The sequence below is a fragment of the Hydrogenophaga bisanensis genome (assembly GCF_042665135.1).
GTDB classification, from domain to species: domain Bacteria; phylum Pseudomonadota; class Gammaproteobacteria; order Burkholderiales; family Burkholderiaceae_C; genus Hydrogenophaga; species Hydrogenophaga bisanensis.
The window spans coordinates 100142-124557 of record NZ_JBHTBX010000009.1 but is presented as its reverse complement, the minus strand read 5'-3'; the positions used below and the strand labels follow the sequence as shown (position 1 = coordinate 124557).

The window sequence follows — 24416 nt, the reverse complement described above, 5'->3', positions numbered from 1 at the left end:
TGTCAACACCGGTTCACGATGGGCTGCGACAATCGCGCCCATGAGCACCCATGTCCACACCGCCCAGCCGTTGTCCACCCAGGACAGCACCCGCATCGACGACCTGCGCATCAGCGCGGTGCGTCCCCTGATCACGCCCGCCCTGCTGCAGGAGTGGCTGCCGGCCACGCCGGCGGCGCAGGCCTTGGTGGAGAACAGCCGCGCTGCCCTGTCCCAGGTGCTGCACGGCCAGGACGATCGCCTGATCGTGGTGGTGGGTCCGTGCTCGATCCATGACCACGAGCAGGCCATGGCCTACGCGCGCCGCCTGAAGGAGCAGGCCGATGCCCTGTCGGACGACCTGCTGGTGGTCATGCGGGTGTACTTCGAGAAGCCGCGCACCACCGTGGGCTGGAAGGGCTACATCAACGACCCGCACCTGGACGGCAGCTTCGCCATCAACGAAGGGCTGGAGCTGGCGCGCCAGCTGCTGCTGGACATCGTGGGCCTGGGCCTGCCGGTGGGCACCGAGTTCCTGGACCTGCTCTCGCCCCAGTTCATTTCGGACCTGGTCAGCTGGGGTGCCATTGGCGCCCGCACCACCGAAAGCCAGAGCCACCGCCAGCTGGCCAGCGGCCTGTCCTGCCCGGTGGGTTTCAAGAACGGCACCGACGGTGGCATCAAGGTGGCGGCCGACGCCATCGTGGCGGCCCAGTCCCCGCACGCGTTCATGGGCATGACCAAGATGGGACAGGCCGCGATCTTCGAGACGCGCGGCAACCGGGACTGCCATGTGATCCTGCGCGGGGGCAAGGCGCCCAACTACAGTGCCCCCAACGTGGACGCCGCCTGCGCGCTGCTGCAGGCCTCGGGCCTGCGCCCGCAGGTGATGATCGACCTGTCGCACGCCAACAGCAGCAAGCAGCACCGCAAGCAGATCGAGGTGGCGGCCGATGTGGCCGCCCAGCTGGGCGCCGGCGAAGCCCGGATCACGGGCGTGATGATCGAAAGCCACCTGCACGAAGGTCGTCAGGACATCGTGCCCGGCCAGCCGCTGCAGGTGGGCGTGAGCGTGACCGACGCCTGCATTGGCTGGGAGCAGACCGTGCCGGTGCTGGAGCAGCTGGCACAAGCGGTGCGCCAGCGCCGCGCGCACCACCCGCGCTGAGGTCTGACCGATGAAACTGCCCTGGCGCCCGGCCACCCCGGTGGTGAATCTGGCGCTGCAGGGCGGGGGTGCCCATGGAGCCTTCACCTGGGGCGTGCTGGATGCGCTGCTGGAAGATGGCCGGCTGGCCTTCGATGGTGTCAGTGGCACCAGCGCCGGTGCCATGAACGCGGTGGTGCTGGCCCACGGCCTGATGGCCGGCGGCCGAGACGGCGCCCGGCAGGCCTTGCGCGATTTCTGGACAGCGGTGGCCGAGAGTCTGCCATTCGAGGCGGCCATCCCGACCGCCGACGGTGAGGGCTTCCAGCTGGCGTCGCCGCTGCGCCTGATGCTGCAGTGGACGCATTACTTCTCGCCCGGACAGCTCAACCCGTTCGACCTGAATCCCTTGCGGGACATTCTGCGCGCCCAGATCGACTTTGACCGTCTGCGTCAGGCATCACCCGTGATGCTGTTCATCGCCACCACGGAAGCCAACAGCGGAAAACTCCGCCTGTTTCGCACACCTGAACTGGTCATCGAAGCGGTGCTGGCATCGGCCTGCCTGCCGCGTCTGCACCGCAGCGTCATGATCGATGGACAAGCGCATTGGGATGGTGGCTACGCCGCCAACCCGGCCATCTATCCGCTGGTGCTGGACTGCCGCACGCGCGACACGCTGCTGGTGATGCTCAGCCCGCTGAAGTGGGCACAGACGCCGCAGTCGGCGCAAGCCATTGGCGAGCGGACGCTGGAGCTGGCGTTCAACGCCACGTTTCTGCGCGAGATGCGCATGTTCGCCCACTTGCGCGAGCGCGTGGACACGATTGCCTGGTGGCGCCGGGGACCGCTGGAGCGGCGCCTGGCAAGGGCACGGTATCACGCCATCGAGCCGCATGCACGCGTGCATGCGCTGGACACCGACACCAAGGCCGCCGCCAGTCTGCGCTTCTTCGAAATGCTGTTCGGCCTGGGCCGCGAGCAGGGGCAGGCCTGGCTGTCGGCCCACCTGGGCGACGTCGGGCGACGCAGTTCGGTGGACCTGGCGGCGCTGTTCTACTGAACGGCGCCAGTCGGTCAATCAGCGACGCACCGGCGAACGCGGCGTGGACGGGCCACGGCCTTCGAGGTGACGGAAGTTGATGCGGCCCTTGGTCAGGTCGTAGGGCGAGAGCTCCAGCGACACCCGGTCACCCGCCAGGATGCGGATGTGGTTCTTCTTCATCTTGCCCGCGGCATAGGCCACCAGCTGGTGGCCGTTGTCCAGCGTCACGCGGTAGCGCGAATCGGGCAGCACCTCGTTGACGATGCCGGACATGTCGATCAGTTCTTCCTTGGCCATGCAATGCTCCTGGGATGATGGGGTAATCGGTGAGACGGGGTCAGATGAGGACCGGCCGGTCGGTGGCGGGCGGCTGCGGCGCCTGCGCATCGGGCACCTGCCGGGCACGGACCCAGCGTACGCCCTCTTCATGACCGAAGCTGGCGGCCGCCTCGTGGGTGGAAAAAGCCTCGTCAAAGCGCATCACGCGGGCGGTCGAGGCGCTGCCCTGACCGCTGGCGATGGACACCTGGGCCAGAAAGCGGCCACAGTCGGTCGGACGAGGATTGGCCACGATGCGGTAGCGACCGATCGTGGAACGGGAGGTGACGAATTGGCCCGTCAACTGGCTTGTCGTTGTATGAATCATCGAATCGAATCCTGGGCGGGCCATGCCGGCGTGGAAACCGGACAGGGCCGCAGCCCGATAGCAATTGGCAGCCCCACGCGCCGGGGTGCCCGACTGCCTGACCGGCCTGTGCTGGCGATGGAATGCACCAGATGGCGGGCGACGATCCCCGGCAGGGGCATCGTTCAGGGCAGGGAGAGCGGAAAAGGCGGGGGCGGTGAGCACACACCCGCTTCGCCAGAGAGGGGCCGGACCTGCATCCCCTCTGCCGGGAATGGTTCACAACCGGTGTACGTGCCGGATGCCGCAGGTCGCCTCAGGCGATCCATCTAATGTAGCACGTTGGTGCGTTTTTTGCACGGCCCATGCCCACGGGTCGTCAGGGACGGTCGCAGACAAGCGCCTGCTGGCGCTCCCGCAGCCGCTGGCGCGAGGCCTTGAGCTCGCCCTGCTGGCGGTAGTCCAGCACCTGGCGGACCAGGCCATCGATATTGGCGATCTCCCGACCCAGGCGCTGGCATTCGGCTTGGCCGGAGGGCGGCCGTGGTGCGCCGGGACCGGACGCGACCACCTCCGTCTCCTGACGCCGCTGCTCGGCCAGGGCCACCTGCCGTTCAAAGGACCAGCCTTCGGGCACCCCCGTGGTCCGCTCCAGCTTGGCGCCCCAGTCGGCGCAGGGCTTGCGGGACCAGAAGAAGGTACCCGAGGTTTGGCGGCATTGGTAGAGCGGCACGTTCTTCGGATCGGGAACCTCGGCCGCCGGGATCAGGACCGGGGCCGGCGCAGGATCGGTGGCCGCCACCACCGGTTCACTCTCAGGCTCGTCCGCAGAGGTCCGGAGCCAGCCAATCGCCATGCCGGCAGCGACCACAAGCGGCAAGACCCACGGCCACCAAGGCCGCGGTGGCGGCGGCGTAAACACCTCATCCTGGTAATCGTCGTCCGCCATTTCAGTCGTCCGTCAGATCGCGCCCCCGGCTGCTGCGCCAGATGGAGCGGATGAGCCACAGGCCACCCACAAAGGCACTGGCGAAGCCGAGGAAACCAAAAGCTGGCAGGCCGAACAGGGTGGGGCCGCCCTGCACCGTCATCACGATGGAGGAACCAACGATCAGCGCGGCAATGATGAGGGCCATGGCCAGCCGGTTGGCCGCGTGGTCGATCTGGTTGCCGACGCGGCGCAGATGGTGCAGCTCGATGCCCACGTGCACCCGGCCACGCCGTGCGTTGCGCAGCAGGCGCGAGACGTCGTGCGGCAGCTGCTCGGCCACGGCCAGCGTGCGCCGCAGGGTCTGCCAGGCGCGGTTGGCCACCACCTTGGGGGTGTAGCGCGCACGGATGACCTGCCGCAGCATGGGCAGGGCCTCGGCCGTCATGTGAAAATCCGGGTCCAGCCCGCGGCCCATGCCCTCGAGCGTGATGAAGGCCTTGATCAGCAGGGCCATGTCGGAAGGCAGGCCCAGGTGGTGCTCGCGCAGGATGTTGGTCACATCCACCAGCATGTCGCCCAGGCTCAGTTGCGCCAGGGGCACGCCGTGGTACTGGTCGACAAAGGCCTCGATCTCGCTTTCCAGCTGCGAGAGGTTGACGCTGTGGTCGTCACCGGCCCAGTCCAGCAGCACGTCGGCCACGGTCTGGGGATGCCGCTCGACCAGGCCCAGCAGCAGCTGCAGCAGCTCCTCCCGCCGCCGCTCCGACAGGCGACCGACCATGCCGAAATCGATGAAGGCGATGCGGTTGCCGGCCAGGTAGAACACATTGCCCGGGTGCGGATCGGCGTGGAACAGGCCGTCCTCGATGATCATCTTGAGCACGGCGCGCGACCCGTGCTGAGCCAGCACCTTGCGGTCCAGTCCTTCAGCGTCCAGACGGGCCAGCTCATGGCCTGGAATGCCGCCGACGAAATCCTGCACGTTGACCCGCTCGGTGGTGTGCGCCCAGTGCACGCGCGGCACCACGATGAAAGGCAGCGTCTGCAGGTTGGCGGCGATGCGCTCGGCATTGCGGCACTCGTTGGCCAGATCGAGCTCTCGGCGCAGCGAGCGGGCCAGCTCGCGCACCAGCTGGCGCGGACGGTAGGGCCGCAGGTTGGGCATCTCGGCCTCAGCCACCGCCGCGATGCGGCCCAGCAGGCGCAGATCGGCCTCGATGGTGTCGATGATGCCGGGGCGCCGGATCTTGACCACCACCTCGGCACCGTCCTTCAGGCGCGCGCGGTGCACCTGCGCGATGGACGCCGCGGCCAGCGGCTCGGTATCGAACCAGGCAAATACCTCTTCGGGCTCACCGCCGAGGTCCTCGCGCAGCTGGGGGCGCAACTGGTCGATGGGCACCGGCGGCACGCTGCTGTGCAGCTTCTCGAACTCGGCGATGTAGTCGGGGCCGAACAGATCGGCGCGGCCCGCGAGGATCTGACCGAGCTTCACAAACGTGGGGCCGAGTTCCTCCAGCGCCAGACGCAGCTGCACCGGCGGCTCCAGCCGCGCCAGATCGGCCGCATGGTCCCAGCGCAGGGCATGGCCCGCACGATCGAGCGCATCGGTCATGCCCAGGCGACGCACGCTGTCGCCAAAGCCGTGGCGGATGAGCACGCCCAGGATGGCGTTGAGCCGTCCCATGTCGCGGGCGGCACCGAGCGTTTCGATCAGCATGCCCGGATGATAGTGCCCTGCGCCCCGTGCGCCTTGACGCGGCCTATCGCGCCACCACGGTCTTGACCGGGGGCCCGGGGTCCGGATCGCGGCCGCCGGCATAGACCCCATTGAGCAGGCGCAACTGGGCCTGGGACACCACGGCCTGGCGCTGCAGCTCGGCAAAACCGCCTCGGGGCATGGGCACCACCCGGACCATCCAGGGGCGCGCGGCCTGGCGATCCTCGTCGGTCAGGGCACGAAAGGTCTTCTCGGTCGCGACCAGCTGGGCGAAGTGACGCTGCAGGGCACCGGCATCGGCCGCCAGGTACAGCAGCAGGTACTGCGCCTGGCGCGGGCCAGTGACGAGGGTGAAATCCAGCCGCTGCGCACGCCCATCCCGGCCGGCGACCTGTCCTTCGAAATGGGTGGCGGGCAGCCCGTTGATCTGGCCGCGGGTGATGCGACCCTGTGGCGTCTTGAGCAGCTGGCGGATGATCTCGTCGTGGCTGCGACCGAGCTCCGGCGGCACCCCCATCAGGCGCAGGGCGGCCCCGCGGTCGGGCGCCATCATGGTGACGCTGTCGTCGGCGTTGACGATGCGCCAGCCCGCAGACGCGGTGATGGCCACACCCAGGTCCGGGTGGTAGAAATGCTGGCCGCGGGTCAGACCTTGGGATGGACTTTCGCCAAAGCGCATGCCCTCGATCATCCGGAGGAACCGGTCCCGCCCGTCGTCCCCGTACTGACCCGCATGGGCCGCCGCGTGCTGGCGGATGTCGCGCAGGCGCTGCTCGTTGCTCGGGTGCGAGGACAGCCAGCCACCGCCCTCTGACGGTGACTCGCCGCGGGCACGGGCCTGATCGGCGGCGTAGCGCTCCTGCGAGTACAGCACACCGATCACGTCGACCATGTTGCCAGGGTCGTAGCGGTTGCGGGCCAGGTACTCGGCACCCAGGGCGTCGGCCTGCAGTTCCTGCTCGCGGCTGTAGCGGGCCACATAGCCGGCGGCCACGCCTTGCGCCACCTGGCCGAAGAGCTCGGTACTGCCCTCCAGCCCCGCCGCACCTTCCAGAATGGCGCCGAGCACGGTGGCGGCCAGCACGCCAATGCCGGCGGCCTGCTGGCGGGTGGCGCGCTGGGCACCATGTCGGGCGGTGACGTGGCCGATCTCGTGTCCGATCACCCCGGCCATGTCGGCCTCGCTCTCCATATAGGCCAGAATGCCGCGGGTGATGTAAACGTAGCCACCGGGCAAGGCAAAGGCATTGACCTCCGGACTGTCCAGCACGGTGAAGGTCCATGGCAGGTTCGCGCGGTGCGAATTGCGCGCCAGCTTCTGGCCCACCTCGTTCACATAGGCCTGCAGCTTCGCATCCGGATAGGCGCCATAGGATTTAAGGACCTCGGCATGGGCCTTCTTGCCCTCGGCGATTTCCATTGGCTCGTCCATCACCGTACGCTCGGTCTGACCGGTGACCGGGTTGACGACGGTGGTGCCGCAACCCGCCAGCATCAGCACGGTGAACAGGCTCAGGCCCAGTTGTCTGAAAAACATGCGATCTCCGCGTGAAAAGGACTGGCCGGTCTCAGTCCCGGTGGACCGCCATGCAGGCCTCGACGGCCCGGGCGCTCTGCTCGCGTGTCTGCTCGACCAGGAAGTCGAGGAAGGCGCGCGTGCGCTGGGGAATGAACTTGCGGCTGGGCAGGGCCGCGTACATGGTCAGCCGACCCGTGATCCAGGGTGAAAGCACGCGCACCAGGGTGCCTGCACTGAGGTAGGGGGCCACCAGGTCGACGGACACCGAGGTGATGCCGGCGCCGTCCAGGCAGGCCCGCAGCAGGGTATCGGTGTGGTTGGCCCGCAGACCCGCCTCGATCGACACATCCACATGTTCCTCGGGACGCTTGGCGCACCACAGGCGCCAGACGCGTGGCGAACCGAGCGGTCCCTTGAGCCGCAGGCAGTCGTGCTGCGCCAGGTCTTCGGGCTTGAGCGGTTCGCCCCGGCGGCGCACATAGGCCGGAGAAGCGACCAGGATGGCCTCGGACTCGATGACCTTGCGCGCGACGATGTCGGCATCGAAGCCGGCGTCGGTACCCAGCAGCGTGATGTCGTGGTCCTCGATCGGCGGTTCGGCGGTGGTCTCGACATCGATGTCGATGGCGATGCGCGGGTACTGCTGCCGGAAAGAGGCCAGCAGCGGCGCCAGCACGTAGGTGGCCAGCACCGGCGGCGCGTGCAGACGCAGGGTGCCGGCCAGTTCGGTGGAATGGGCGCTGGTGACGGCGTGGGCCTCGTCGATGTCCTGCAGGATGTTGCGCACCCGGCTGAGGTAGTTGTGACCGGCCTCGGTCAGGGACAGGCGGCGCGTGCTGCGCTGGAGCAGCCGCGTGCCCAGGTGCTCCTCCAGGTCGGCCACAAGGCGGGTGACCACCGGCGGCGACATGTCCAGCGCGCGCGCGGCACCGGCAAAGCTGCCTTCATCCACCACACGCTCGAACACGCGCATCGACAGCAGGCGATCCATGAAAGCTCCAGAATGATTCCAGAGCGGATTATTTCAGTTCGGCTTGGGTCCAGCCAGCGGTGCCCAGGCACGGTCTGATGCGTTCAGGTCACCGGCGCCGGGTTGAACAGCACCAGATCGTTGTGCAAGCCCCAGCGTTCGGCCCAGGTCTTTTCGCCGCTGGCCACCGCCAGCAGGCGGTGAAACAGTTCCCAGCCCAGTTCCTCGATGGTGGCCTCGCCGCTGGCGATGCGGCCGGCATTGATGTCCATCAGGTCGTGCCAGCGGCGCGCCAGGTCGTTGCGGGTAGCCACCTTGATGACCGGACATTCGGCGAGGCCATAGGGCGTCCCACGGCCAGTAGTGAAGACGTGCAGGTTCATGCCCGCGGCCAGTTGCAGCGTGCCGCAGATGAAGTCGCTGGCGGGCGTGGCCGCGAAGATCAGGCCTTTCTGCGTCACCTTCTCGCCGGGCGCGATCACACCGTGGATCGGGCCGTTTCCGCTCTTGACGATGGAACCCATGGCCTTCTCGACGATGTTGGACAGGCCGCCCTTCTTGTTGCCGGGCGTGGTGTTGGCGCTGCGGTCGGCCTGACCCCGCGCGAGGTAGGCGTCGTACCAGGCAAGTTCACGCACAATGGCGTCGGCCACTTCGGGCGTCGCGGCGCGGCGCGTGAGCTGGTCCACCGCGTCGCGCACCTCGGTGTTCTCGCTGAACATCACCGTGGCGCCGGCGCGCACCAGCAGGTCGGTGGCAAAGCCCACCGCCGGGTTGGCGGTCACACCCGAGAAGGCGTCGCTGCCCCCGCACTGCACGCCCACCACCAGCTCGCTGACCGGACAGGTGGTGCGCTGGCGCGCGTTCAGGCGTTCGAGGTGGGTTTTCGCCTGTGTGAGGATTGAGTCGATCATCGACATGAAGCCGACGTGTTTCTCCTCCTGGAGCACAACGGTTGACCCCCCTGCGCCGCTTTGCGTCTCCCCCCCTGACAGGGGGGGCACACCCTGTGGCCCGGCAGAGCCGGTGCCACGGGTGTCGCTGGATGCTTGAATCGGAATGGCATTGGCGGGGAACAGCCGCTCGGGCTGCAGCTTCTCGCAGCCCAGGCTGAGCACCATCACCTCGCCGCCGAAGTTGGGGTTGCTCGCCAGGTTGCGCACCGTGCGGATGGGGATGATGGCGTCGGGCGCGTCAATGGCCACGCCGCAGCCGTAGCTGTGCGTCAGGCCCACCACGCCGTCCACGTTGGGGTAGTGCGGCAGCAGGTCTTTCCTGATGCGCTCGACAGCAAATTCGAGCACACCGGCCACGCACTGCACCGTGGTCGTCACGGCCAGCAGGTTGCGCGTGCCCACACTGCCATCGGCGTTGCGGAAACCCAAGAAAGTGAAGCCGTCCAGTGGTGGCAGATCGGCCGGTGGCTGCGGCGCGGGCAGGTTGTCGAAGCTGCGCGCGCCGGGCATCACCAGCCGCTGTTCGTTGACCCAACCACCCGCGGGAATGTCCACTGCCGTGTGGCCAATGACCACGTCGTAGCGCCGCACTTCGGTGCCGGCGGGCAGATCGGTCAGCGCGACCTTGTGGCCTTGTGGCACGGCCTGCACCAGTGTCGGGCCGCCGGGCAGGGCGGTGCCGGCGGGCAGGCCGCCGTCGTTGACGACCACCACCACGTTGTCGGACGGATGGATGCGGATGGTGCGGGGTGTCAAAGGGGCGTTCATCGGCGGGACTTCTTCGGGGTCAGCAGGGCTCAGACCGCGCCGGCAGGCAGGGGCTCGCCGGTCAGACCGGCTCGCAGATTGGCCAGACAAAGGTCGGCCATGGCCTGGCGCGTGTCGTGGGTGCCGCTGGCCATGTGCGGGGCCAGCACCACCTGTTCCATGACCAGTAGTTCGGCGGGCACGCGGGGTTCGTCGTCGAACACGTCCAGCGCCGCGCCGCCGAGTTCGCCGTTCTGCAGACTGGCGATGAGCGCGGCCTGATCCACCACGCTGCCGCGCGCCACGTTGACCAGCAGGCCCTTCGGGCCGAGCGCGCGCAGCACCTCGGCGTTGACCAGGTGGCGCGTGCCGGCGCCACCGGCCACGGTGAGCACCAGAAAGTCGGCCCACAGCGCCAGCGCCTGCAGCGAGGGCTCGAAGCGCCAGGGCACGCCATCGGCGGTGCCGCGGTTGGTGTAGGCAATGTCCATGTCAAAGCCCGCCGCCCGCCGGGCCACGGCCTGTCCGATCCGGCCCAGACCCACGATGCCCAGGCGCTTGCCGCTGACGCGGGTGGTCAGCGGGTAACGGCCCTGCAGCCAGTCGCCGCGCCGCACGAAGCGGTCGGCCGCGGCGATGCGACGCGCGCCGTCGATCAGCAGGCCCATGGCCAGGTCGGCCACGCAGTCGTTGAGCACATCGGGTGTGTAGCCCACCGGCAGGCCCGCCGCGCGCGCTGCGTCCAGCGGCAGCCGGTCCAGGCCCACGCCGAAAGACGACACCACCTTCAGCGCCGGCAGTTGCGGCAACCAGGCTGCCGGCACCCCCACCGGGGCCGAGGTCACGACCGCCGCCACGCGCGCCGCATCGGCGCGGTCGGCCAGCGGCGCGTCGGCGGTGAGGGCCTGTGCGCCCAACACGTCGTGCTGTTCGCGCAGTGCCGCTTCCAGCGCCGGCATCAGCGGGCCGATCTGCAGGACGGTGGTGCGGTTCATGGGGTCAGCGGACCAGGCAGGGCTTCTTGTGGTCGAACGTCCAGCCCGGGATCAGGTACTGCATGGCCATGGCGTCGTCGCGCGCTCCCAGGCCGTGCTGCAGGTAGAGCTGGTGGGCCTTCTCGACCTCAGCCAGGTCGATCTCGATGCCCAGGCCGGGCTTCCTGGGCACCTGAACATAGCCGCCTTCGATCGTCAGCGGTTCTTTGGTCAGGCGCTGGCCGTCCTGCCAGATCCAGTGCGTGTCGATGGCCGTGACCTTGCCCGGTGCGGCCGCGCCCACGTGGGTGAACATGGCCAGCGAGATGTCGAAGTGGTTGTTGCTGTGCGAGCCCCAGGTCAGGCCCCAGTCGCGGCAGGTCTGCGCCACGCGCACGCTGCCGGCCATGGTCCAGAAGTGCGGGTCGGCCAGCGGGATGTCCACGCTCTGCAGCGCCAGCGAATGCGCCATCTGGCGCCAGTCGGTGGCGACCATGTTGGTGGCGGTAGGCAGGCCGGTGGCGCGGCGGAACTCGGCCATCACCTCGCGGCCGCTGAAGCCTTCCTCGGCGCCACACGGGTCTTCGGCATAGGCCACCACGCCGCGCATCTTGTGGCCCAGGCGGATCGCGTCCTTCAGCAGCCAGCCGCCGTTGGGGTCCAGCGTCACGCGCGCTTCGGGGAAGCGCTGGTGCAGCGCGGTCACGGCCTCCACCTCGGCGTCGCCCGCGAGCACGCCGCCCTTGAGCTTGAAGTCCTGGAAGCCGTAGCGTTTCTGCGCCGCCTCGGCCAGGCGCACCACGGCCTCGGGCGTCATCGCGGCCTCGTGGCGCAGGCGGCACCAGTCGTCGGCGTTGTCGGGTTCGCTCGCGTAGGGCAGGTCCGTCTTGTTCCGGTCGCCGACGAAGAACAGGTAGCCCAGCATCTGCACCGCGTGGCGCTGCTGGCCTTCGCCCAGCAGGGCCGCGACCGGCAGGTTCAGGTGCTGGCCCTGCAGGTCCAGCAGGGCCGATTCGACGGCCGTCACGGCGTGGATGGTGGTGCGCAGGTCGAAGGTCTGCAGGCCGCGGCCGCCGCTGTCGCGGTCGGCGAACTTCACGCGCATGGCGTTGAGGATGGCCTGCAGGTTGCCGATAGACTGGTCTTCCACCAGCGGACGCGCGTCTTGGAGCGTCTGGCGGATCTTCTCGCCGCCGGGCACCTCGCCCAGGCCGGTGTGGCCCGCGTTGTCGGTGACGATGACGATGTTGCGCGTGAAGAAGGGCGCGTGCGCGCCCGAGAGGTTGAGCAGCATGCCGTCCCGGCCAGCAACCGGGACGACGCGCATCGACTGGACGATCGGTGCGGTCATGGTGGCTCAATCCGCCTTGATGTTTCTGGCGGTGATCAGCTTCTGCCAGCGGGCAAATTCACTGGCCTGAAAGGCGGCGAACTGCTCGGGCGTGTTCAGCACGATCTCGAAACCGAGGTCGGTCAGCTTGGTACTGGTCGCAGGCTCGCGGATGATGGACACAATCGCTTCCTGGACCCGCTTGCGGACCTCCGCAGGTACCCCTTTGGGTGCGGCCACCGCTTGCCATGACTGGACGTTGGCATCTTTGACGCCGCCTTCTTCCAGCGTGGGCACCTCTGGCAGCAGAGGAGAGCGCCTGGCGCTGGTGATGGCCAGGGGGCGCAGCTTGCCCGCCTTGATCTGCGGCAGGGCGGTGTTGATGTTCATGAACGACGCGTCCACCTGGTTGCCCAGCAGATCACTCATGACCGGGCCACCGCCCTTGTAAGGGATGTGCACACCGCTGGTGCCTGTCTGCTGCCAGAACAGTTCCGCGGTCAGGTGGTCACTGGAGCCATTGCCCGAGGACGCGAATGTCATTTTCCCCGGTTGGGCTTTCTGGTGGGCAATCACGTCGGCCAGCGACTTGTGCGCCGAGGCGGCCGGCACGACCAGCACATTGGGCGCCTGGACCACCACCGTGATCGGATCGAGGTCCTTGAGCGCGTCGTACTGGACCTTGATGAGGTGGGGGGCAATCACAAACGGGCCCAGCGAGGCCACGAAGAGCGTGTGGCCATCGGGCGCCGAGCGGACCACATGGGTCGCTCCGATGGTCCCGGTGGCGCCAGCCTTGTTCTCGACCACCACGGTGGCACCGCCCAGCTTTTCGCCCAGCTTGGCGGAGATGGTCCGCGCAATCATGTCGGTGGATCCCCCGGGAGGGAAGGGCACGACCAGGGTGACCGTCTTGTCAGGCCAGGCAAGGGCCGGCAGGCTGGTCGCGGCGGCCAGCAGCAAGGACATCAGTTGCTTTTTCATGGAATGTCTCCTTGGGCTTTACTCGAGGGTGATCTTTTCTTCCCGGACGATCTTTGCCATCTCGGGCAGCTCTGCCTTGATCCAGGCAGCAAACTCATCGCTGGTCATCTTCGACGGTTCGGCACCCAGCGTCTGCAACTTCTCCTTGACGTCGGGAAGCGCGGTGATGCGCTGCACCTCGGCGTGGATCAGGTCCACAACGGCTTTGGGCGTGCCCGCCGGCGCCAGAATGCCCTGCCAGCTGCCGGTCAGGAATCCCGGAACGGATTCGCTGACGGCAGGGGTGTCCGGCAGTTCGCCCCAGCGCTTCGCCGACGACACCGCCAGCAGCTTGAGCTTCCCGGACTTGACGTGCGGGTACGTGGCGACCATGCCGTTGAAAGTCACATCCATGTGACCACCGACCAGATCGTTCATGGCCTGGGAGCCACCCTTGTAGGGCACATAGTTCCATTGGATGCCATGGCGACGGGCAAACTGGACGCCCGCCATGTGGGTGGCGCTGCCCATGCCGGCGGCGGCGGCAAAGTTCAGCCTGCCCGGGTTGGCCTTGGCATACTTGACCAGATCGGCCATGCTGTTGACCGGTACCTTGGTGCTGACTACCAGCAAGTGGGGCGAATAGCCGACCATCGCCACCGGCACGAAGTCCTTTTGCACGTCGAAGGGGAGCTTGTACAGCGCCGGACTGATGGTGAGGTTGCCCACATCCATCAGCACGAAGGTATAGCCATCCGGGGCCGACTTGGCCACGAGGTCAGCCCCCAGATTGCCCGCATTGCCTGCCTTGTTCTCGACCACGACGGACTGGCCCAGTTTCTCGCTCATCTTCTGGCCGATCAGGCGCGCCAGCACGTCCGAGGTACCTCCGGCCGGGAAGGGCACCACGATGCGGATGGGCTTGGTCGGGTAAGTCTGGGCCCAGAGGGCGCTGTGGCCCAGGGACAGGGTGGCGGCCACAGCGGCGGCCATCACAAAGGTTCTCTTTTGCATGTCTCTCTCTTCTCGGTGGTCAGGGGTGGTGGTGAAAGGGTTACTGCGGACCGAGTGCGTCGATCAGCGCCTTGAGCTCTTCCATCTCGCCAGGCTTGAGGTCCGACAGCGGTGCGCGCACAGGGCCGGCATCGTGGCCGACCAGCCTGGCGCCCGCCTTGATGATGCTCACGCCGTAGCCCTCGACCCGGTTGCGGATCTTCAGATAGGGCATGAAGAACTGCCTGAGCAGCTGGTGCTGCGTGGCCATGTCGTCGGTGCGCACGGCTTCATAGAACGCCATCGCCGTCCTGGGGATGAAATTGAAGACGGCGGACGAATACACCGGCGTGCCCAGCGCCTTGTAAGCGGCGGCGTACACCTCGGCCGTGGGCAGGCCGCCCAGGTAGGCGAAGCGGTCGCCCATCTTCATGAAGATGCTCGACATCAGCTCGATGTTGCCCATGCCATCCTTGAAACCGATCAGGTTCGGGCAGCGCTCGGCCAGGATGGCCAGCGACTCGGGCGTGAACTTGGTGCGGTCGCGGTTGTAGACGATGACGCCGAATTTCACGCTCTTGCAGACCTGCTCGACATGGGCGATCAGGCCTTCCTGGCCAGCTTCGGTCAGATAGTGCGGCAGCAGCAGGACGCCGTGGGCACCCAGACGCTCGGCTTCCTGGGCGTGGGCAATGGCCGTGCGGGTCGGGCCACCGGCGCCCGCAATGATGGGGACCTTGCCGCGGCAGGTGTCGACCGCGGTCCGGATGATCTGGCCGTATTCCTCACCGTAGAGCGAGAAGTACTCGCCGGTGCCCCCGGCCGCGAACAGCGCACTGGCGCCATAAGGCGCCAGCCACTCCAGGCGGGCGGCGTAGCCCTTGGCGTTGAAATCGCCCTGGGCGTCGAAGTCCGTCACGGGAAAGGACAGCAGTCCGGAGGACATGACCTGTTTGAGGTCTTGGGGGGTGTATTGCATGGTGTGCACTCTGATGGCGGAGAACAGGATGGGCTTGCAAAGGCTTGGACAGGCTGGAATCTCTTTGCTACAGTTCAATCAGTGACGATGTCTGTTGTATGTCGTCTGACAACTGGCGCAATTGTGTGAAGCCCTCATCCGGCTGTCAAGGAAAAATCCATGTCCTCCGTGAAAACCCTAGGTTCCATGGCGCCCAACGCACCGGCGCGGGGGCGTCGCCCGCGTGGGCTGGTCCCGGAGATCGTCTGCGCCCTGGAAGCCGATATCCGCGAAGGTCGGCTGCAGATCGGTGACAAGCTGCCGACCGAGTCTGAACTGGTCAACCGCTTCGATGTCAGCCGCACCGTGGTGCGCGAGGCCATTTCGCGTCTGCAGGCCTCTGGCCTGGTGGAGACCCGACATGGCATCGGCACCTTTGTCCGCGAGCGACAGACCCCCACCCCGACTTTCCGCATCGCGCCCGAGGATTTCGCCACGGCCGCCGATGTGATCTCCCTGCTGGAGTTGCGCATCAGTCTGGAAAGCGAGGCCGCGAGCCTGGCCGCCCAGCGGCGCGACGATGCCGGACTGGCTGCCATGGGGGCTGCCCTGGCGGCCTTTGAAGCGGCCATTCTTGCCGAATCGGACGCGGTACCGTCGGACTTCCAGTTCCACATGGAGGTCGCCCGGGCCACCGGCAACCGGCATTTCGCCGACCTCATGACCTACCTGGGCACGATGATCATCCCGCGCACCCGCCTGAAGACCGCCAGCGATGCCCCCGAAGGACGCCTGGCCTACCTGCAGCGGGTACACCACGAGCATGAAAGCATCTTTTTCGCGATCCGGGACCGCGACGCCGAAGCCGCACGCGCGGCCATGCGCACCCACCTGAACAACAGCCGTGAGCGCCTGCGCCGCGCGCAGACCGCCGACACGCTGGTGACCAGTCCCTGAACCCGACCCCACAGGCAGCCAACGGCTGCCTTTTTACCCCCTCATCTCATCAGACATCATTTGTCTAATTTCAAGGAGATTGCTTTCATGACGACCCTGATTTCCCTGGACGCACGCACCGGCCAGCCCACTGGCGAGTCCTGGCCCGCATCCACCACCGCCGACATCGATGCCGCCGTGCGCGCCGCCCATGCCGTTGCTGCAGACTGGGGCGCCAGCAACGGCCTTGCCAGGGCCACCTTGCTGCGCGATCTGGCCAGCGCACTGGAGGCCGATCGCGAGGGCCTGGTGACCTGCGCCGACCGCGAGACCGCCCTGGGCAGCCCGCGACTGAACGGAGAACTGGACCGGACCACCTTCCAGCTGCGCCGCTTTGCCGACATGGCCGAACGCGGCGAGCCTTTCCGCACCGAGGACGACCCGGCGGTGACCGGGGCTCCACCAGTCGGCCATCCCGCCATGCAGCGACAGCGCGTGCCCCTGGGTCCGGTGGCGATGTTCGCGGCCAGCAACTTTCCCTTTGCCTTTTCGGTGCTCGGTGGTGATACCGCATCGGCCCTGGCGGCCGGTTGCCCGGTGGTGGTCAAAGCCCACCCGGGACATCCGGCCCTGTCGCAACGGGTCCACACCCTGATCCAGGCGGTGCTGGCACGCCAGGGTCTGCCCGCCGGTCTGATCGGCCTGGTGCAAGGCGCCGGGATCGAGGTGGGCGTGGCGCTGATTCGCCATCCCCTGATCGCCGCGGGCGCTTTCACCGGCTCCACCCGGGGAGGACTTGCGCTGCAGGCCGAGGCCAATGCCCGCCCCCGGCCCATCCCGTTCTACGGTGAGCTCGGTGCCATCAACCCGGTGGTGGCGCTGCCCGGGGCGCTGACCGCCCAAGGTGCCGAACTGGCCACCACGCTGGCGGGCTCGATCACGCTCGGTTGTGGCCAGTTCTGCACTAACCCCGGCCTGCTGGTGATGCTGGACCACCCGGCCACGTACACCTTCATCGGCCAGTTGCAGGCGGCTCTGGCGGCGCTGCAGCCACATCCGATGCTCACGCCGGGCATACGGCAAGCCTTTGACGCGGGCGTGGCCCAACTTCTGCAGGCAGGTGCCGACCTGGTGTGGCAATCGCAAGGGCAGGGAACAGCCCCGGGTCCCCATCTGCTGACGGTGGGGGCACAGAGGTTCATGGCCGAGGCCGCCTTGCGGGAAGAAGTCTTCGGCCCCTCGAACCTGATCGTGCGCTGCGCGGACGTGGAAGAGGTGTTGGGGGTGCTGATGGCCGTCGGCGGCAGCCTGACGGTGACGGTGTGGGGCGTCGAGACCGACACGGCGGATCACCGCGCTCTGGTGCGCACCGCCATGCAGATCGCCGGTCGGGTGCTGTTTGCCGGGGTACCGACGGGTGTGGCCGTCACCAGGGCCCAACAGCATGGCGGCCCCTGGCCGGCCTCCACCGCACCCATGACCACCTCGGTCGGTGACGCGGCGCTGGATCGCTTTCTGCGCCCGGTGTGTCTGCAGGATGCCCCGGCCTGGCTGCAGGCACGGGCCGGGGTGCCTTGCTGATCGTCTGAGCCTGCCCGGCGGGCAGGCCTTGTCTCAAGGCTTGCGGTCGGGCAGCTCGATCTTGACTTCCAGCACCTCCAGGTCGTCCTGGCGCTCCAGGTGGACCTTGATGTCGTCCTGGTTGATCTGGATGTACTTGCTGATCACGGCCACCAGCTCGCGCTGCAGGGCCGGCAGGTAATCGGGCGTGGCCGCGCTGCGGCCGGCGCGCTCGTGCGCCAGGATGATCTGCAAACGTTCCTTGGCGACGCTGGCGGTCTTCTTCTTTTCGCCGAGCAGGAAAGACAGGAAGGACATGGCTTACTTGCTCCCGAACAGGCGCTTGAAGAAGCCGGGCTTCTCGGCGTCGATGAAGCGCAGCGGCTTCTCGGCCCCCAGGAAGCGGTCGATCACATCGCTGTAGGCCTCGGCCACATCGGTACCCTTGAGGTGGATCGCCGGCGTGCCCTGGTTGGAGGCCTGCAGCACGTTCTCGCTCTCGGGGATGACACCGATCAGCTTGATGCGCAGGATGTCCTGGATGTCCTCCAGGCTGAGCATCTGGCCGTCGGCCACGCGGTTGGGGTTGTAGCGGGTGATCAGCAGGTGTTCCTTGATCGGCTCCTTGCCCTCGATGGCTCGCTTGGTCTTGCTGCCCAGCATGCCCAGGATGCGGTCGGAGTCGCGCACCGAGGAGACCTCGGGGTTGGTCACCACCAGGGCCTCGTCGGCGTAGTGCATGGCCATCAGCGCGCCGGTTTCGATGCCGGCGGGCGAATCACAGACGATGTAGTCGAAACCCATGCCGGCCAGGTCGTTGAGGACCTTCTCCACGCCTTCCTGCGTCAGCGCGTCCTTGTCGCGGGTCTGGCTGGCGGCCAGCACGAACAGGTTGTCGCAGGTCTTGTCCTTGATCAGGGCCTGGTTCAGGTTCGCCTCACCATGGATCACGTTGATCAGGTCATAAACCACACGCCGCTCGCAACCCATGATGAGGTCGAGGTTGCGCAGGCCGACGTCGAAGTCGATGACGGCGGTCTTGTGGCCGCGCAAAGCCAGGCCGGAGGCAAAGCTGGCGCTGGTGGTGGTCTTTCCCACGCCACCCTTGCCGGAAGTGACGACAACGATCTTGGTCATGGTGAGGGTCTTTCTCGCTCGGTTGGTCTGGGTTGGTCGGTGGGTCAGCGCTTCAGGCGCTGATGGCATCGATGACGAGCTTGTCGCCATCGGGCCCGGAATTGAGGCGCACCTGCGCCGGCTTGCCCTGCACCTCGGGTGGCAGCGGGTTCTCCGAGGTGCGGTAGATGCCCGCGATCGAGATCAGCTCCGGGTCCATGGACAGGGCGAAGATGCGGGCCTCGGCGTTGCCTCGGGCGCCAGCGATGGCCTTGCCGCGCAGCGGTGCATAGACATGGATGTGGCCATCGGCAATCACCTCGGCACCCGGGTTGACCATGGCCATGACCACCAGGTCTCGGCCGCGCGCATACACCTGCTGGCCCGAGCGCAAGGGCTTGTCGATGACCAGGGCGTTGGAGGTCGGCGGCGGCGCCACCGGGGCAGGCGCCGCCGGTGCGGCGGATGCGGCCGGGGCCGTGGCGGGTGCGGGACCGCTGGCGCGCTGGACCACGGCGTCGTCGGCTGGCACCAGGCCCGCCAGCACGGCGGCCGCCATCTGCGTCTCATTGCCACCGCGCACCGCCAGGGGACGCAGGCGGTGCTGGCCCAGCAGCGCGGTCAGGCGGGCGAAATCCAGGGGCGCATCCGCCTCGTCCGAGGTCTGCAGCGGCCCCAGATCGATCAAGAGCGGATCGTGGTCGAAGAAATCGGGCACATCGCCGAAGCGCTGACGCAACTCATCCTCCAGCCGGGACAGGTCGGCCGATTTGAGCAACAGGGCCACCAGGGGCAGACTGGCGCTCTTGATCTCGAAAGTGACGGGCGCTTGGGCGTTGAGGACAGTGGACATGTCGGAGGCGGGCTGGCGGCCGGGGGTACCGCGGCGCGTGGCAGGCAGTTTACCAGTGGCCTGCCGCCCGCCGACCGGCGAGCGGCACCAGGCTGTGAACAGGTGTAGCCACCGCTGACATACCATGTGGGGTATGAAACACCCTGCGCCCGCCAGTGCTTGTGCCCGTGCCTGGCTGATCATCCGCATGACCCGCCCGGCCTTCCTGCTCCTGACAGTGGTGGCCTGTGTGCTGGGCACAGCCACCGCCGCCGCCTGCGGTTGCGGACTGGACCCGGGTCTGGCCCTGACCGCGGGCGTGCTGGCGGTGCTGGCCCATGCGGCCGGCAACGTGATCAATGACCTGCACGATGCCCGCAACGGCGCCGATGCCGCCAACCTGCAACCGATGACCCCTTTTGCTGGCGGCTCGCGCCTGATCCAGCAGGGGTTGGTGTCCGAGCGGCAGACCGCCGAAGTCGCCTGGGGCCTGATGCTGCTGGTGGCTCTGGGTGGCCTGTGGCTGGCGGTCAAGACCGGTGGCGGACTGATTCCCCTGGGCCTGGCGGGCCTGGGTCTGGCCTGGGCCTATTCGGCACCGCCCCTGAAGCTGATGTCGCGCGGGCTGGGCGAACTGGCGGTGGGTCTGGTCTGGTTCCTGGTGGTGATCGGTGCGGACTATGTGCAGCGGAGGCAATTTTTCCTGATACCGGCCAGTGCGGCCGCCAGCTTCGCACTGCTGACCATGGCGGTGCTGCTGATCAACAGCCTGCCGGATGCCGCCAGCGATGCGCAAGTTGGGAAACACACCACCGCGGTACGCCTGGGCGCCGATGGCAGCTGTGTGCTGTATGTCCTGCTCATCCTGCTGGCCCACGGCTGGCTGGCGCTGAGCACCTGGTGGCTGATCCCGCCCGTGCAGGCGCTCTGGGGTCTGCTGTCCCTGCCACTGTCGCTGAGCGCGGCGGTGCTGCTGGTGCGCCACCGGCAGGACACCGGGCACTTGCGCCCTGCCCTGGTCCTGAGCGTGGCCGCCGTTCTGGTGCACGGTCTGGGCATGGCCGCCGGCTTCTGGCAGGTCGCCCGACTGCACTGAATCCTTCGTTCTGCCCCCATGGCCGACACCGTCGGCCATTTTTTTGCACAAGTTTGTTGATAACTTTCTGGCAACTCATGATTTATCCACAGGGTTGTGGATTTCCGGACATTTGTCCCCGTTCGCGAACATCACCGTCCGGGGCAGTGCCCACACACTTTGATCGAGTCCAGATCGTTGATATGTCAGGAAAAAAGTGGCTTGTCCACAGACCTGGCGCTTGCTCTACTACTCCTACTAATTTGAAATAAAGAACTTAGAGAAGAACAACAGACAAAAAAAAGCCACCCCGACAGGGGCGGCTCGCGTCAAAAAATGCCTGAAAAACAGGCAAACCAGGTCTCAGAAACTCACAAGGGGTGGGTCACCAGCTTGAAATCAGGGTCCTCGACAAAGGTTTTCACCGCGAAACCCAGACTGCGCATGAGCTTGAGCATGCCGGGGTTGTTGGCCAGCACCAGCCCCTCGATCTCGGCCAGGCCCTTGTCGCGGGCCTCCTCCATGATGCTCAGCATCAGGCGTGACCCCAGGCCCTTGCCGTTGAAGTCATCCGCCACCACGAGCGAAAACTCGCAGCTGGATTTGTCCGGGTTGGTGATGTAGCGCGACACGCCGATGATGCGTTCGGTCTCCTCCATCTCGCCGTCGGGATTGGCCTTGCGCTCCTTGAGCACCGCCACCAGGGCCATTTCCCGGTCGTAGTCGATCAGCGTCAGACGCGCCAGCATGGGGGTCGGCAACTCGGTCATGGCCGAGACGAAACGGAAATACCGGCTTTCAGACGACAGGCCATGCACCAGGTCCTGCAGCATCTGGGCATCGTCGGGGTGGATGGGGCGGATGGTGTACTCGCCACCCCCGCGCATCGGCCAGATCTGCTCGTAGCGCGCCGGGTAGGGCAGGATCGACAGGTGGGCGTAGTTGCGGGCGGTGGCCGGCGCGCTGTCGATCACGATGCGTGCATCCACGGCGACCGCGCCGCTTTCATCGACGATGATGGGGTTGATGTCCATCTCGCGCAGCTGGGGCAACTCGCAGACCATTTCCGAGACGCGCAACAGCACCTGTTCCAGGGCCTCGCGATCGACCGCACTGGCGCCCCGCCATTCCCCCAGGGTATCGGCCACGCGGGAACGTTCGATCAGGCGCCGGGCCAGGAACTGGTTGAGCGGCGGCAGTTCCATGGCCTGATCGTCGATCAGTTCGATCATGGTCCCCCCGGCACCAAAGGCAATCACCGGGCCGAAGGGGTCGTCGGTCTTGAGGCCGATGTACAGCTCGCGGCCGCGCCGGTCACCCGCCATCTTCTGGATGGTCACGCCGTTGATGCGGGCATCGGGCTTGAGGCGTCCGACGGTCTGGATCATGGTGTTGTAGACGTCACGCACCGCCGTGGCATTGCGCACGTTCAGCGCCACGCCATTGACGTCGCTCTTGTGGCTGATGTCGGGCGAGTCGATCTTCAGGGCCACCGGGTAGCCCAGCTGGGTCGCGATCATCATGGCCTCGTTGGCGCTGCGCGCCAGCAGGGTCTGCGTGACCGGGATGTGGAAGGCCGAGAGCAGGGCCTTGGATTCCATCTCGGTGAGCACTTTGCGGCGCTCGGTCAGCACGTTCTCGATGATCAGGCGCGCGCCTTCGATGTCGGGCTTGGCCAGCGGCGACAGCGGGGGCGGGGTCTGCTGCAGCAACTGCTGGTTCTGGTAGAAGCTGGCGATGTTGCCGAAGGCGCCGACGGCCGCCTCGGGCGTTCTGAAGCTGGGGATGTTGGCCGTGGCCAGCACCTCGCGCGCCTGACCGACGGAATCGTCGCCCATCCAGCAGCACAGCAGGGGTTTGCCCAGTTTCGGATTGACCTGGGCGATGGCATCGGCCACGGCCGCGGCATCCACATCCGCCTTGGGTGAATGCACCACCAGGATGCCATCGACACCCCGGTCCTTGCCAGCGGCCTCCAGGGCGGCGGCGTAATGCTCGGGCAGGGCCTCTTCGGACAGGTCGATCAGGTCCGACAGGGAGGCGAGCGCCGGCAATTGGGGCTTGAGCGACGTGGCCGAGTCGGGTGAGAGCCGCGCCAGGTCCAGACCGATCTCGTTGGCCCAGTCGGCGGCGAGCACGCCGGGACCGCCGCCGTTGGTGACGATGGCCAGCCGCTTGCCCACCGGCCGGTAGCGCGAGGCCAGGCACTTGGCGGCAGAGAACAGCTGCACGAAGGACTTGACCCGCACGGCACCCGCCCGGCGCAGCGCAGCGTCGAACACATCGTCGCTGCCGACGATGGCGCCACTGTGGGTCTGTGCGGCCTCGTTGCCGGCCGGCTTGCGTCCGGCCTTGAGCACCACCACCGGCTTGGCGTTGGCGGCGGCGCGCAGCGCGCTCATGAAGCGGCGTGCGTTGGAGATGCCTTCCATGTAGACCACGATGCTGTGCGTCTTGCCGTCGTTGGCCAGATAGTCCAGCACCTGGGCCAGGTCCACCGAGGTGTTGGGCCCGAGCGAGACGACCGTGGAAAAACCGACCGAGTTCTTGGCGGCCCAGTCCAGGATCGAGGCCGTCAGGGCCCCCGACTGCGACACCAGCGCCAGCGGGCCGGGCGTGGCCAGCTTGCCGGCCACACTGGCATTCAGACCGGCGGCCGGCCACTGGAAACCCAGGCTGTTGGGACCGAGCAGGTGCATGCCGTGGCGCCTGGCCACCCGGTGCATGTCGGCGGCCAGATCGGCACTGACGCCGCTGCCCACCACCAGGGCGGCCCGGCACTTGATGCGTCCGGCCACTTCCAGCGCTTCGATCACTTCACCGGTTTTCAGGCAGATGATGGCCAGATCGGCCCGCGTCTGTGCCAGGTCGGCCAGGGTGCCGGTGGTGTGGATGTCGATGAAGACGAAATGGCCTTTGAATCGCTGGGCGGTCAGCGCCTCGACCAGGTGGCGTGCATGGGCCGTCTGGACCGACGCATCCTCCCGGTTGGCAAAGATCGCGATCGATTCGGGCTGGAAGAGGGGGGTGAGGTAGTGTTTGTCCATAAATCCTTCAATCTGCTCCGATCAGCACCCGCACATGGGCGGCGGCGCTACGAGCCAGGGGGCTGAGCACATAGCCGCCCTCCAGGCAGGAGATCACGCGGCCCTTGCAGTGGGTGTCGGCCACTTTCATCAGTTGCTGGGTCACCCAGGCGTAATCGGCCTCGACCAGGCCCAGGTTGCCCATGTCGTCTTCGCGGTGTGCATCGAAGCCGGCCGAGATGTAGATCAGTTCGGGCCGGAAGGCGTCGAGTGCCGGCAGCCAGTGCGCGGTGACGGCTTCGCGGAAAGCATCGCTGCCCGAGCGGGTGGGCAGGCCGACGTTGACCATGTTCGGTCCCTTGGCTTCTTCGCCATTGAAGGGGTAGAGCCCCTTCTCGAAGATCGAGCACATCAGCACGCGCTCGTCTCCCTGGAAGATGTCCTCGCTGCCGTTGCCGTGGTGCACATCGAAATCGATCAGGGCCACGCGTGACAGGCCGTGCACGTCCAGGGCATGCCGGATGCCCACCGCCACATTGTTGAAGAAGCAGAAGCCCATGGCGGCGGCTCGCTCGGCATGGTGGCCGGGCGGACGGATGTTGCAGAAGGCGGTCGAAGCCTGACCGGCCAGCACCAGGTCGGTGGCCTGGATGGCGGCACCGGCGGCCCGCAGGGCGGCCGGCAGGGTCCAGGCGTTCATGCTGGTGTCGGGATCCACCTGGTGGATGCCTTCCGTGGGCGCCATCGCCATGAGTTCGCGCACGTAGAGCGAGGCGTGGGCACGGCCGAGCTGCTCTTCGGTGGCCATCGGGGCATCGTACTGCGCCATGTAGTCCAGCAGGCCCTTGACCAGCAGGTGGTCGTTGATGGCCCCCAGGCGCTCCGGGCACTCGGGATGGTGGGCGCCCATCTCGTGGCGGGCGCAGTCGGGGTGGGTGATGTAGGCGGCCAGCATGCAATCGTCTCCTCGAACCGGTGGATCGGGCCTGATGCCCTGGGTATGTCCAACGGTCC

General features: G+C 67.2%; 22 protein-coding genes. 5 read left to right on the top strand and 17 right to left on the bottom strand.

All coding sequences use genetic code 11. The features are described from left to right. Window positions 1-40 precede the first annotated feature (40 nt). Both ACFQNJ_RS14195 and ACFQNJ_RS14190 read left to right on the top strand, forming a co-directional pair. Window positions 41-1147 carry a 3-deoxy-7-phosphoheptulonate synthase gene (locus ACFQNJ_RS14195; RefSeq protein ID WP_382258693.1) on the top strand — a complete coding sequence of 369 codons (1107 nt, stop codon included), beginning with the start codon at window positions 41-43 and terminating at the stop codon, window positions 1145-1147. A 10-nt stretch (window positions 1148-1157) separates the two neighbouring features. Further along, the gene (locus ACFQNJ_RS14190) at window positions 1158-2189 is read left to right on the top strand and encodes a patatin-like phospholipase family protein (protein ID WP_382258690.1); all 1032 of its coding nucleotides are present in this window, start codon (window positions 1158-1160) and stop codon (window positions 2187-2189) included. Between the two features lie 18 nt (window positions 2190-2207). Here ACFQNJ_RS14190 and infA read toward each other — a convergent pair whose 3' ends face one another. The 12 genes from infA to kdgD all read right to left on the bottom strand — a co-directional run bounded on the left by infA (window position 2208) and on the right by kdgD (window position 14878). Next, a complete protein-coding gene (infA, locus tag ACFQNJ_RS14185) occupies window positions 2208-2468 on the bottom strand; it encodes a translation initiation factor IF-1 (RefSeq protein WP_374640360.1) in 261 nt (86 codons plus the stop codon). Window positions 2469-2508: 40 nt separating this feature from the next. Continuing rightward, the gene (locus tag ACFQNJ_RS14180) at window positions 2509-2817 is read right to left on the bottom strand and encodes a hypothetical protein (RefSeq protein WP_382258687.1); all 309 of its coding nucleotides are present in this window, start codon (window positions 2815-2817) and stop codon (window positions 2509-2511) included. A gap of 358 nt (window positions 2818-3175) precedes the next feature. Beyond that, window positions 3176-3745: a hypothetical protein gene (locus tag ACFQNJ_RS14175; protein ID WP_382258684.1), complete on the bottom strand. Its 570-nt coding sequence runs from the start codon at window positions 3743-3745 to the stop codon at window positions 3176-3178. A gap of 1 nt (window position 3746) precedes the next feature. Beyond that, window positions 3747-5447, bottom strand: coding sequence for an ABC1 kinase family protein (locus ACFQNJ_RS14170; protein WP_382258681.1), 1701 nt, complete (start codon window positions 5445-5447; stop codon window positions 3747-3749). Window positions 5448-5490: 43 nt separating this feature from the next. Then, the gene (locus ACFQNJ_RS14165) at window positions 5491-6984 is read right to left on the bottom strand and encodes a M48 family metalloprotease (RefSeq protein WP_382258678.1); all 1494 of its coding nucleotides are present in this window, start codon (window positions 6982-6984) and stop codon (window positions 5491-5493) included. 31 nt (window positions 6985-7015) lie between these two features. After that, window positions 7016-7957, bottom strand: coding sequence for a LysR family transcriptional regulator (locus ACFQNJ_RS14160; RefSeq protein ID WP_374640355.1), 942 nt, complete (start codon window positions 7955-7957; stop codon window positions 7016-7018). 83 nt (window positions 7958-8040) lie between these two features. Then, the gene (gene garD, locus ACFQNJ_RS14155; protein ID WP_382258675.1) at window positions 8041-9660 is read right to left on the bottom strand and encodes a galactarate dehydratase; all 1620 of its coding nucleotides are present in this window, start codon (window positions 9658-9660) and stop codon (window positions 8041-8043) included. Window positions 9661-9689: 29 nt separating this feature from the next. Further along, window positions 9690-10634: a 2-hydroxyacid dehydrogenase gene (locus ACFQNJ_RS14150; protein ID WP_382258672.1), complete on the bottom strand. Its 945-nt coding sequence runs from the start codon at window positions 10632-10634 to the stop codon at window positions 9690-9692. Window positions 10635-10638: 4 nt separating this feature from the next. After that, the gene (gene gudD / locus ACFQNJ_RS14145; RefSeq protein ID WP_382258669.1) at window positions 10639-11964 is read right to left on the bottom strand and encodes a glucarate dehydratase; all 1326 of its coding nucleotides are present in this window, start codon (window positions 11962-11964) and stop codon (window positions 10639-10641) included. A gap of 6 nt (window positions 11965-11970) precedes the next feature. Further along, window positions 11971-12927, bottom strand: coding sequence for a Bug family tripartite tricarboxylate transporter substrate binding protein (locus ACFQNJ_RS14140; protein WP_382258666.1), 957 nt, complete (start codon window positions 12925-12927; stop codon window positions 11971-11973). A gap of 18 nt (window positions 12928-12945) precedes the next feature. Next, on the bottom strand, window positions 12946-13920 hold the full coding sequence (locus ACFQNJ_RS14135; protein WP_382258663.1) for a Bug family tripartite tricarboxylate transporter substrate binding protein: 975 nt from the start codon (window positions 13918-13920) through the stop codon (window positions 12946-12948). A 40-nt stretch (window positions 13921-13960) separates the two neighbouring features. After that, window positions 13961-14878, bottom strand: a complete 918-nt coding sequence (gene kdgD / locus ACFQNJ_RS14130; protein ID WP_382258660.1) for a 5-dehydro-4-deoxyglucarate dehydratase — start codon at window positions 14876-14878, stop codon at window positions 13961-13963. A 159-nt stretch (window positions 14879-15037) separates the two neighbouring features. Here kdgD and ACFQNJ_RS14125 point away from each other — a divergent pair, with 159 nt between their 5' ends. Further along, window positions 15038-15814, top strand: a complete 777-nt coding sequence (locus ACFQNJ_RS14125; protein WP_382258657.1) for a FadR/GntR family transcriptional regulator — start codon at window positions 15038-15040, stop codon at window positions 15812-15814. A gap of 87 nt (window positions 15815-15901) precedes the next feature. After that, window positions 15902-17374 carry an aldehyde dehydrogenase (NADP(+)) gene (locus ACFQNJ_RS14120; protein WP_382258654.1) on the top strand — a complete coding sequence of 491 codons (1473 nt, stop codon included), beginning with the start codon at window positions 15902-15904 and terminating at the stop codon, window positions 17372-17374. A 33-nt stretch (window positions 17375-17407) separates the two neighbouring features. Here ACFQNJ_RS14120 and minE read toward each other — a convergent pair whose 3' ends face one another. Genes minE through minC form a run of 3 tightly spaced genes read right to left on the bottom strand, consistent with a single transcriptional unit; the run spans window position 17408 to window position 19322 of the window. Beyond that, window positions 17408-17671 (bottom strand): cell division topological specificity factor MinE, encoded by a 264-nt coding sequence (minE, locus tag ACFQNJ_RS14115; RefSeq protein WP_374640346.1) that lies wholly within the window; start codon window positions 17669-17671, stop codon window positions 17408-17410. Between the two features lie 3 nt (window positions 17672-17674). Continuing rightward, on the bottom strand, window positions 17675-18490 hold the full coding sequence (gene minD / locus ACFQNJ_RS14110; protein ID WP_382258651.1) for a septum site-determining protein MinD: 816 nt from the start codon (window positions 18488-18490) through the stop codon (window positions 17675-17677). A gap of 52 nt (window positions 18491-18542) precedes the next feature. Beyond that, complete coding sequence (gene minC / locus ACFQNJ_RS14105; RefSeq protein ID WP_382258648.1) at window positions 18543-19322, bottom strand: septum site-determining protein MinC; 780 nt, start codon at window positions 19320-19322, stop codon at window positions 18543-18545. A gap of 133 nt (window positions 19323-19455) precedes the next feature. Between minC and ACFQNJ_RS14100 the strand changes: the two genes are divergently transcribed. Then, window positions 19456-20397: a prenyltransferase gene (locus tag ACFQNJ_RS14100; RefSeq protein WP_382258645.1), complete on the top strand. Its 942-nt coding sequence runs from the start codon at window positions 19456-19458 to the stop codon at window positions 20395-20397. Between the two features lie 350 nt (window positions 20398-20747). Here ACFQNJ_RS14100 and ACFQNJ_RS14095 read toward each other — a convergent pair whose 3' ends face one another. Then, entirely contained in the window at window positions 20748-23423 is a 2676-nt protein-coding gene (locus ACFQNJ_RS14095; RefSeq protein WP_382258642.1) for a bifunctional acetate--CoA ligase family protein/GNAT family N-acetyltransferase, read from the bottom strand. 7 nt (window positions 23424-23430) lie between these two features. Continuing rightward, a complete protein-coding gene (locus ACFQNJ_RS14090; RefSeq protein ID WP_374640341.1) occupies window positions 23431-24357 on the bottom strand; it encodes a histone deacetylase family protein in 927 nt (308 codons plus the stop codon). Window positions 24358-24416 lie beyond the last annotated feature (59 nt).

Bases quoted from the DNA above. Each gene is read 5' to 3' on its own strand.
- ACFQNJ_RS14135 (WP_382258663.1), bottom strand. From the start codon at position 13,920: ATGCAAAAGAGAACCTTTGTGATGGCCGCCGCTGTGGCCGCCACCCTG.
- ACFQNJ_RS14125 (WP_382258657.1), top strand. From the start codon at position 15,038: ATGTCCTCCGTGAAAACCCTAGGTTCCATGGCGCCCAACGCACCGGCG.
- ACFQNJ_RS14170 (WP_382258681.1), bottom strand. From the start codon at position 5,447: ATGCTGATCGAAACGCTCGGTGCCGCCCGCGACATGGGACGGCTCAAC.
- ACFQNJ_RS14165 (WP_382258678.1), bottom strand. From the start codon at position 6,984: ATGTTTTTCAGACAACTGGGCCTGAGCCTGTTCACCGTGCTGATGCTG.
- minE (WP_374640346.1), bottom strand. From the start codon at position 17,671: ATGTCCTTCCTGTCTTTCCTGCTCGGCGAAAAGAAGAAGACCGCCAGC.
- minD (WP_382258651.1), bottom strand. From the start codon at position 18,490: ATGACCAAGATCGTTGTCGTCACTTCCGGCAAGGGTGGCGTGGGAAAG.
- garD (WP_382258675.1), bottom strand. From the start codon at position 9,660: ATGAACGCCCCTTTGACACCCCGCACCATCCGCATCCATCCGTCCGAC.
- ACFQNJ_RS14100 (WP_382258645.1), top strand. From the start codon at position 19,456: ATGAAACACCCTGCGCCCGCCAGTGCTTGTGCCCGTGCCTGGCTGATC.
- ACFQNJ_RS14195 (WP_382258693.1), top strand. From the start codon at position 41: ATGAGCACCCATGTCCACACCGCCCAGCCGTTGTCCACCCAGGACAGC.
- ACFQNJ_RS14140 (WP_382258666.1), bottom strand. From the start codon at position 12,927: ATGAAAAAGCAACTGATGTCCTTGCTGCTGGCCGCCGCGACCAGCCTG.
- minC (WP_382258648.1), bottom strand. From the start codon at position 19,322: ATGTCCACTGTCCTCAACGCCCAAGCGCCCGTCACTTTCGAGATCAAG.
- ACFQNJ_RS14190 (WP_382258690.1), top strand. From the start codon at position 1,158: ATGAAACTGCCCTGGCGCCCGGCCACCCCGGTGGTGAATCTGGCGCTG.
- kdgD (WP_382258660.1), bottom strand. From the start codon at position 14,878: ATGCAATACACCCCCCAAGACCTCAAACAGGTCATGTCCTCCGGACTG.
- ACFQNJ_RS14180 (WP_382258687.1), bottom strand. From the start codon at position 2,817: ATGATTCATACAACGACAAGCCAGTTGACGGGCCAATTCGTCACCTCC.
- ACFQNJ_RS14150 (WP_382258672.1), bottom strand. From the start codon at position 10,634: ATGAACCGCACCACCGTCCTGCAGATCGGCCCGCTGATGCCGGCGCTG.
- ACFQNJ_RS14095 (WP_382258642.1), bottom strand. From the start codon at position 23,423: ATGGACAAACACTACCTCACCCCCCTCTTCCAGCCCGAATCGATCGCG.
- ACFQNJ_RS14090 (WP_374640341.1), bottom strand. From the start codon at position 24,357: ATGCTGGCCGCCTACATCACCCACCCCGACTGCGCCCGCCACGAGATG.
- infA (WP_374640360.1), bottom strand. From the start codon at position 2,468: ATGGCCAAGGAAGAACTGATCGACATGTCCGGCATCGTCAACGAGGTG.
- ACFQNJ_RS14160 (WP_374640355.1), bottom strand. From the start codon at position 7,957: ATGGATCGCCTGCTGTCGATGCGCGTGTTCGAGCGTGTGGTGGATGAA.
- ACFQNJ_RS14120 (WP_382258654.1), top strand. From the start codon at position 15,902: ATGACGACCCTGATTTCCCTGGACGCACGCACCGGCCAGCCCACTGGC.
- gudD (WP_382258669.1), bottom strand. From the start codon at position 11,964: ATGACCGCACCGATCGTCCAGTCGATGCGCGTCGTCCCGGTTGCTGGC.
- ACFQNJ_RS14175 (WP_382258684.1), bottom strand. From the start codon at position 3,745: ATGGCGGACGACGATTACCAGGATGAGGTGTTTACGCCGCCGCCACCG.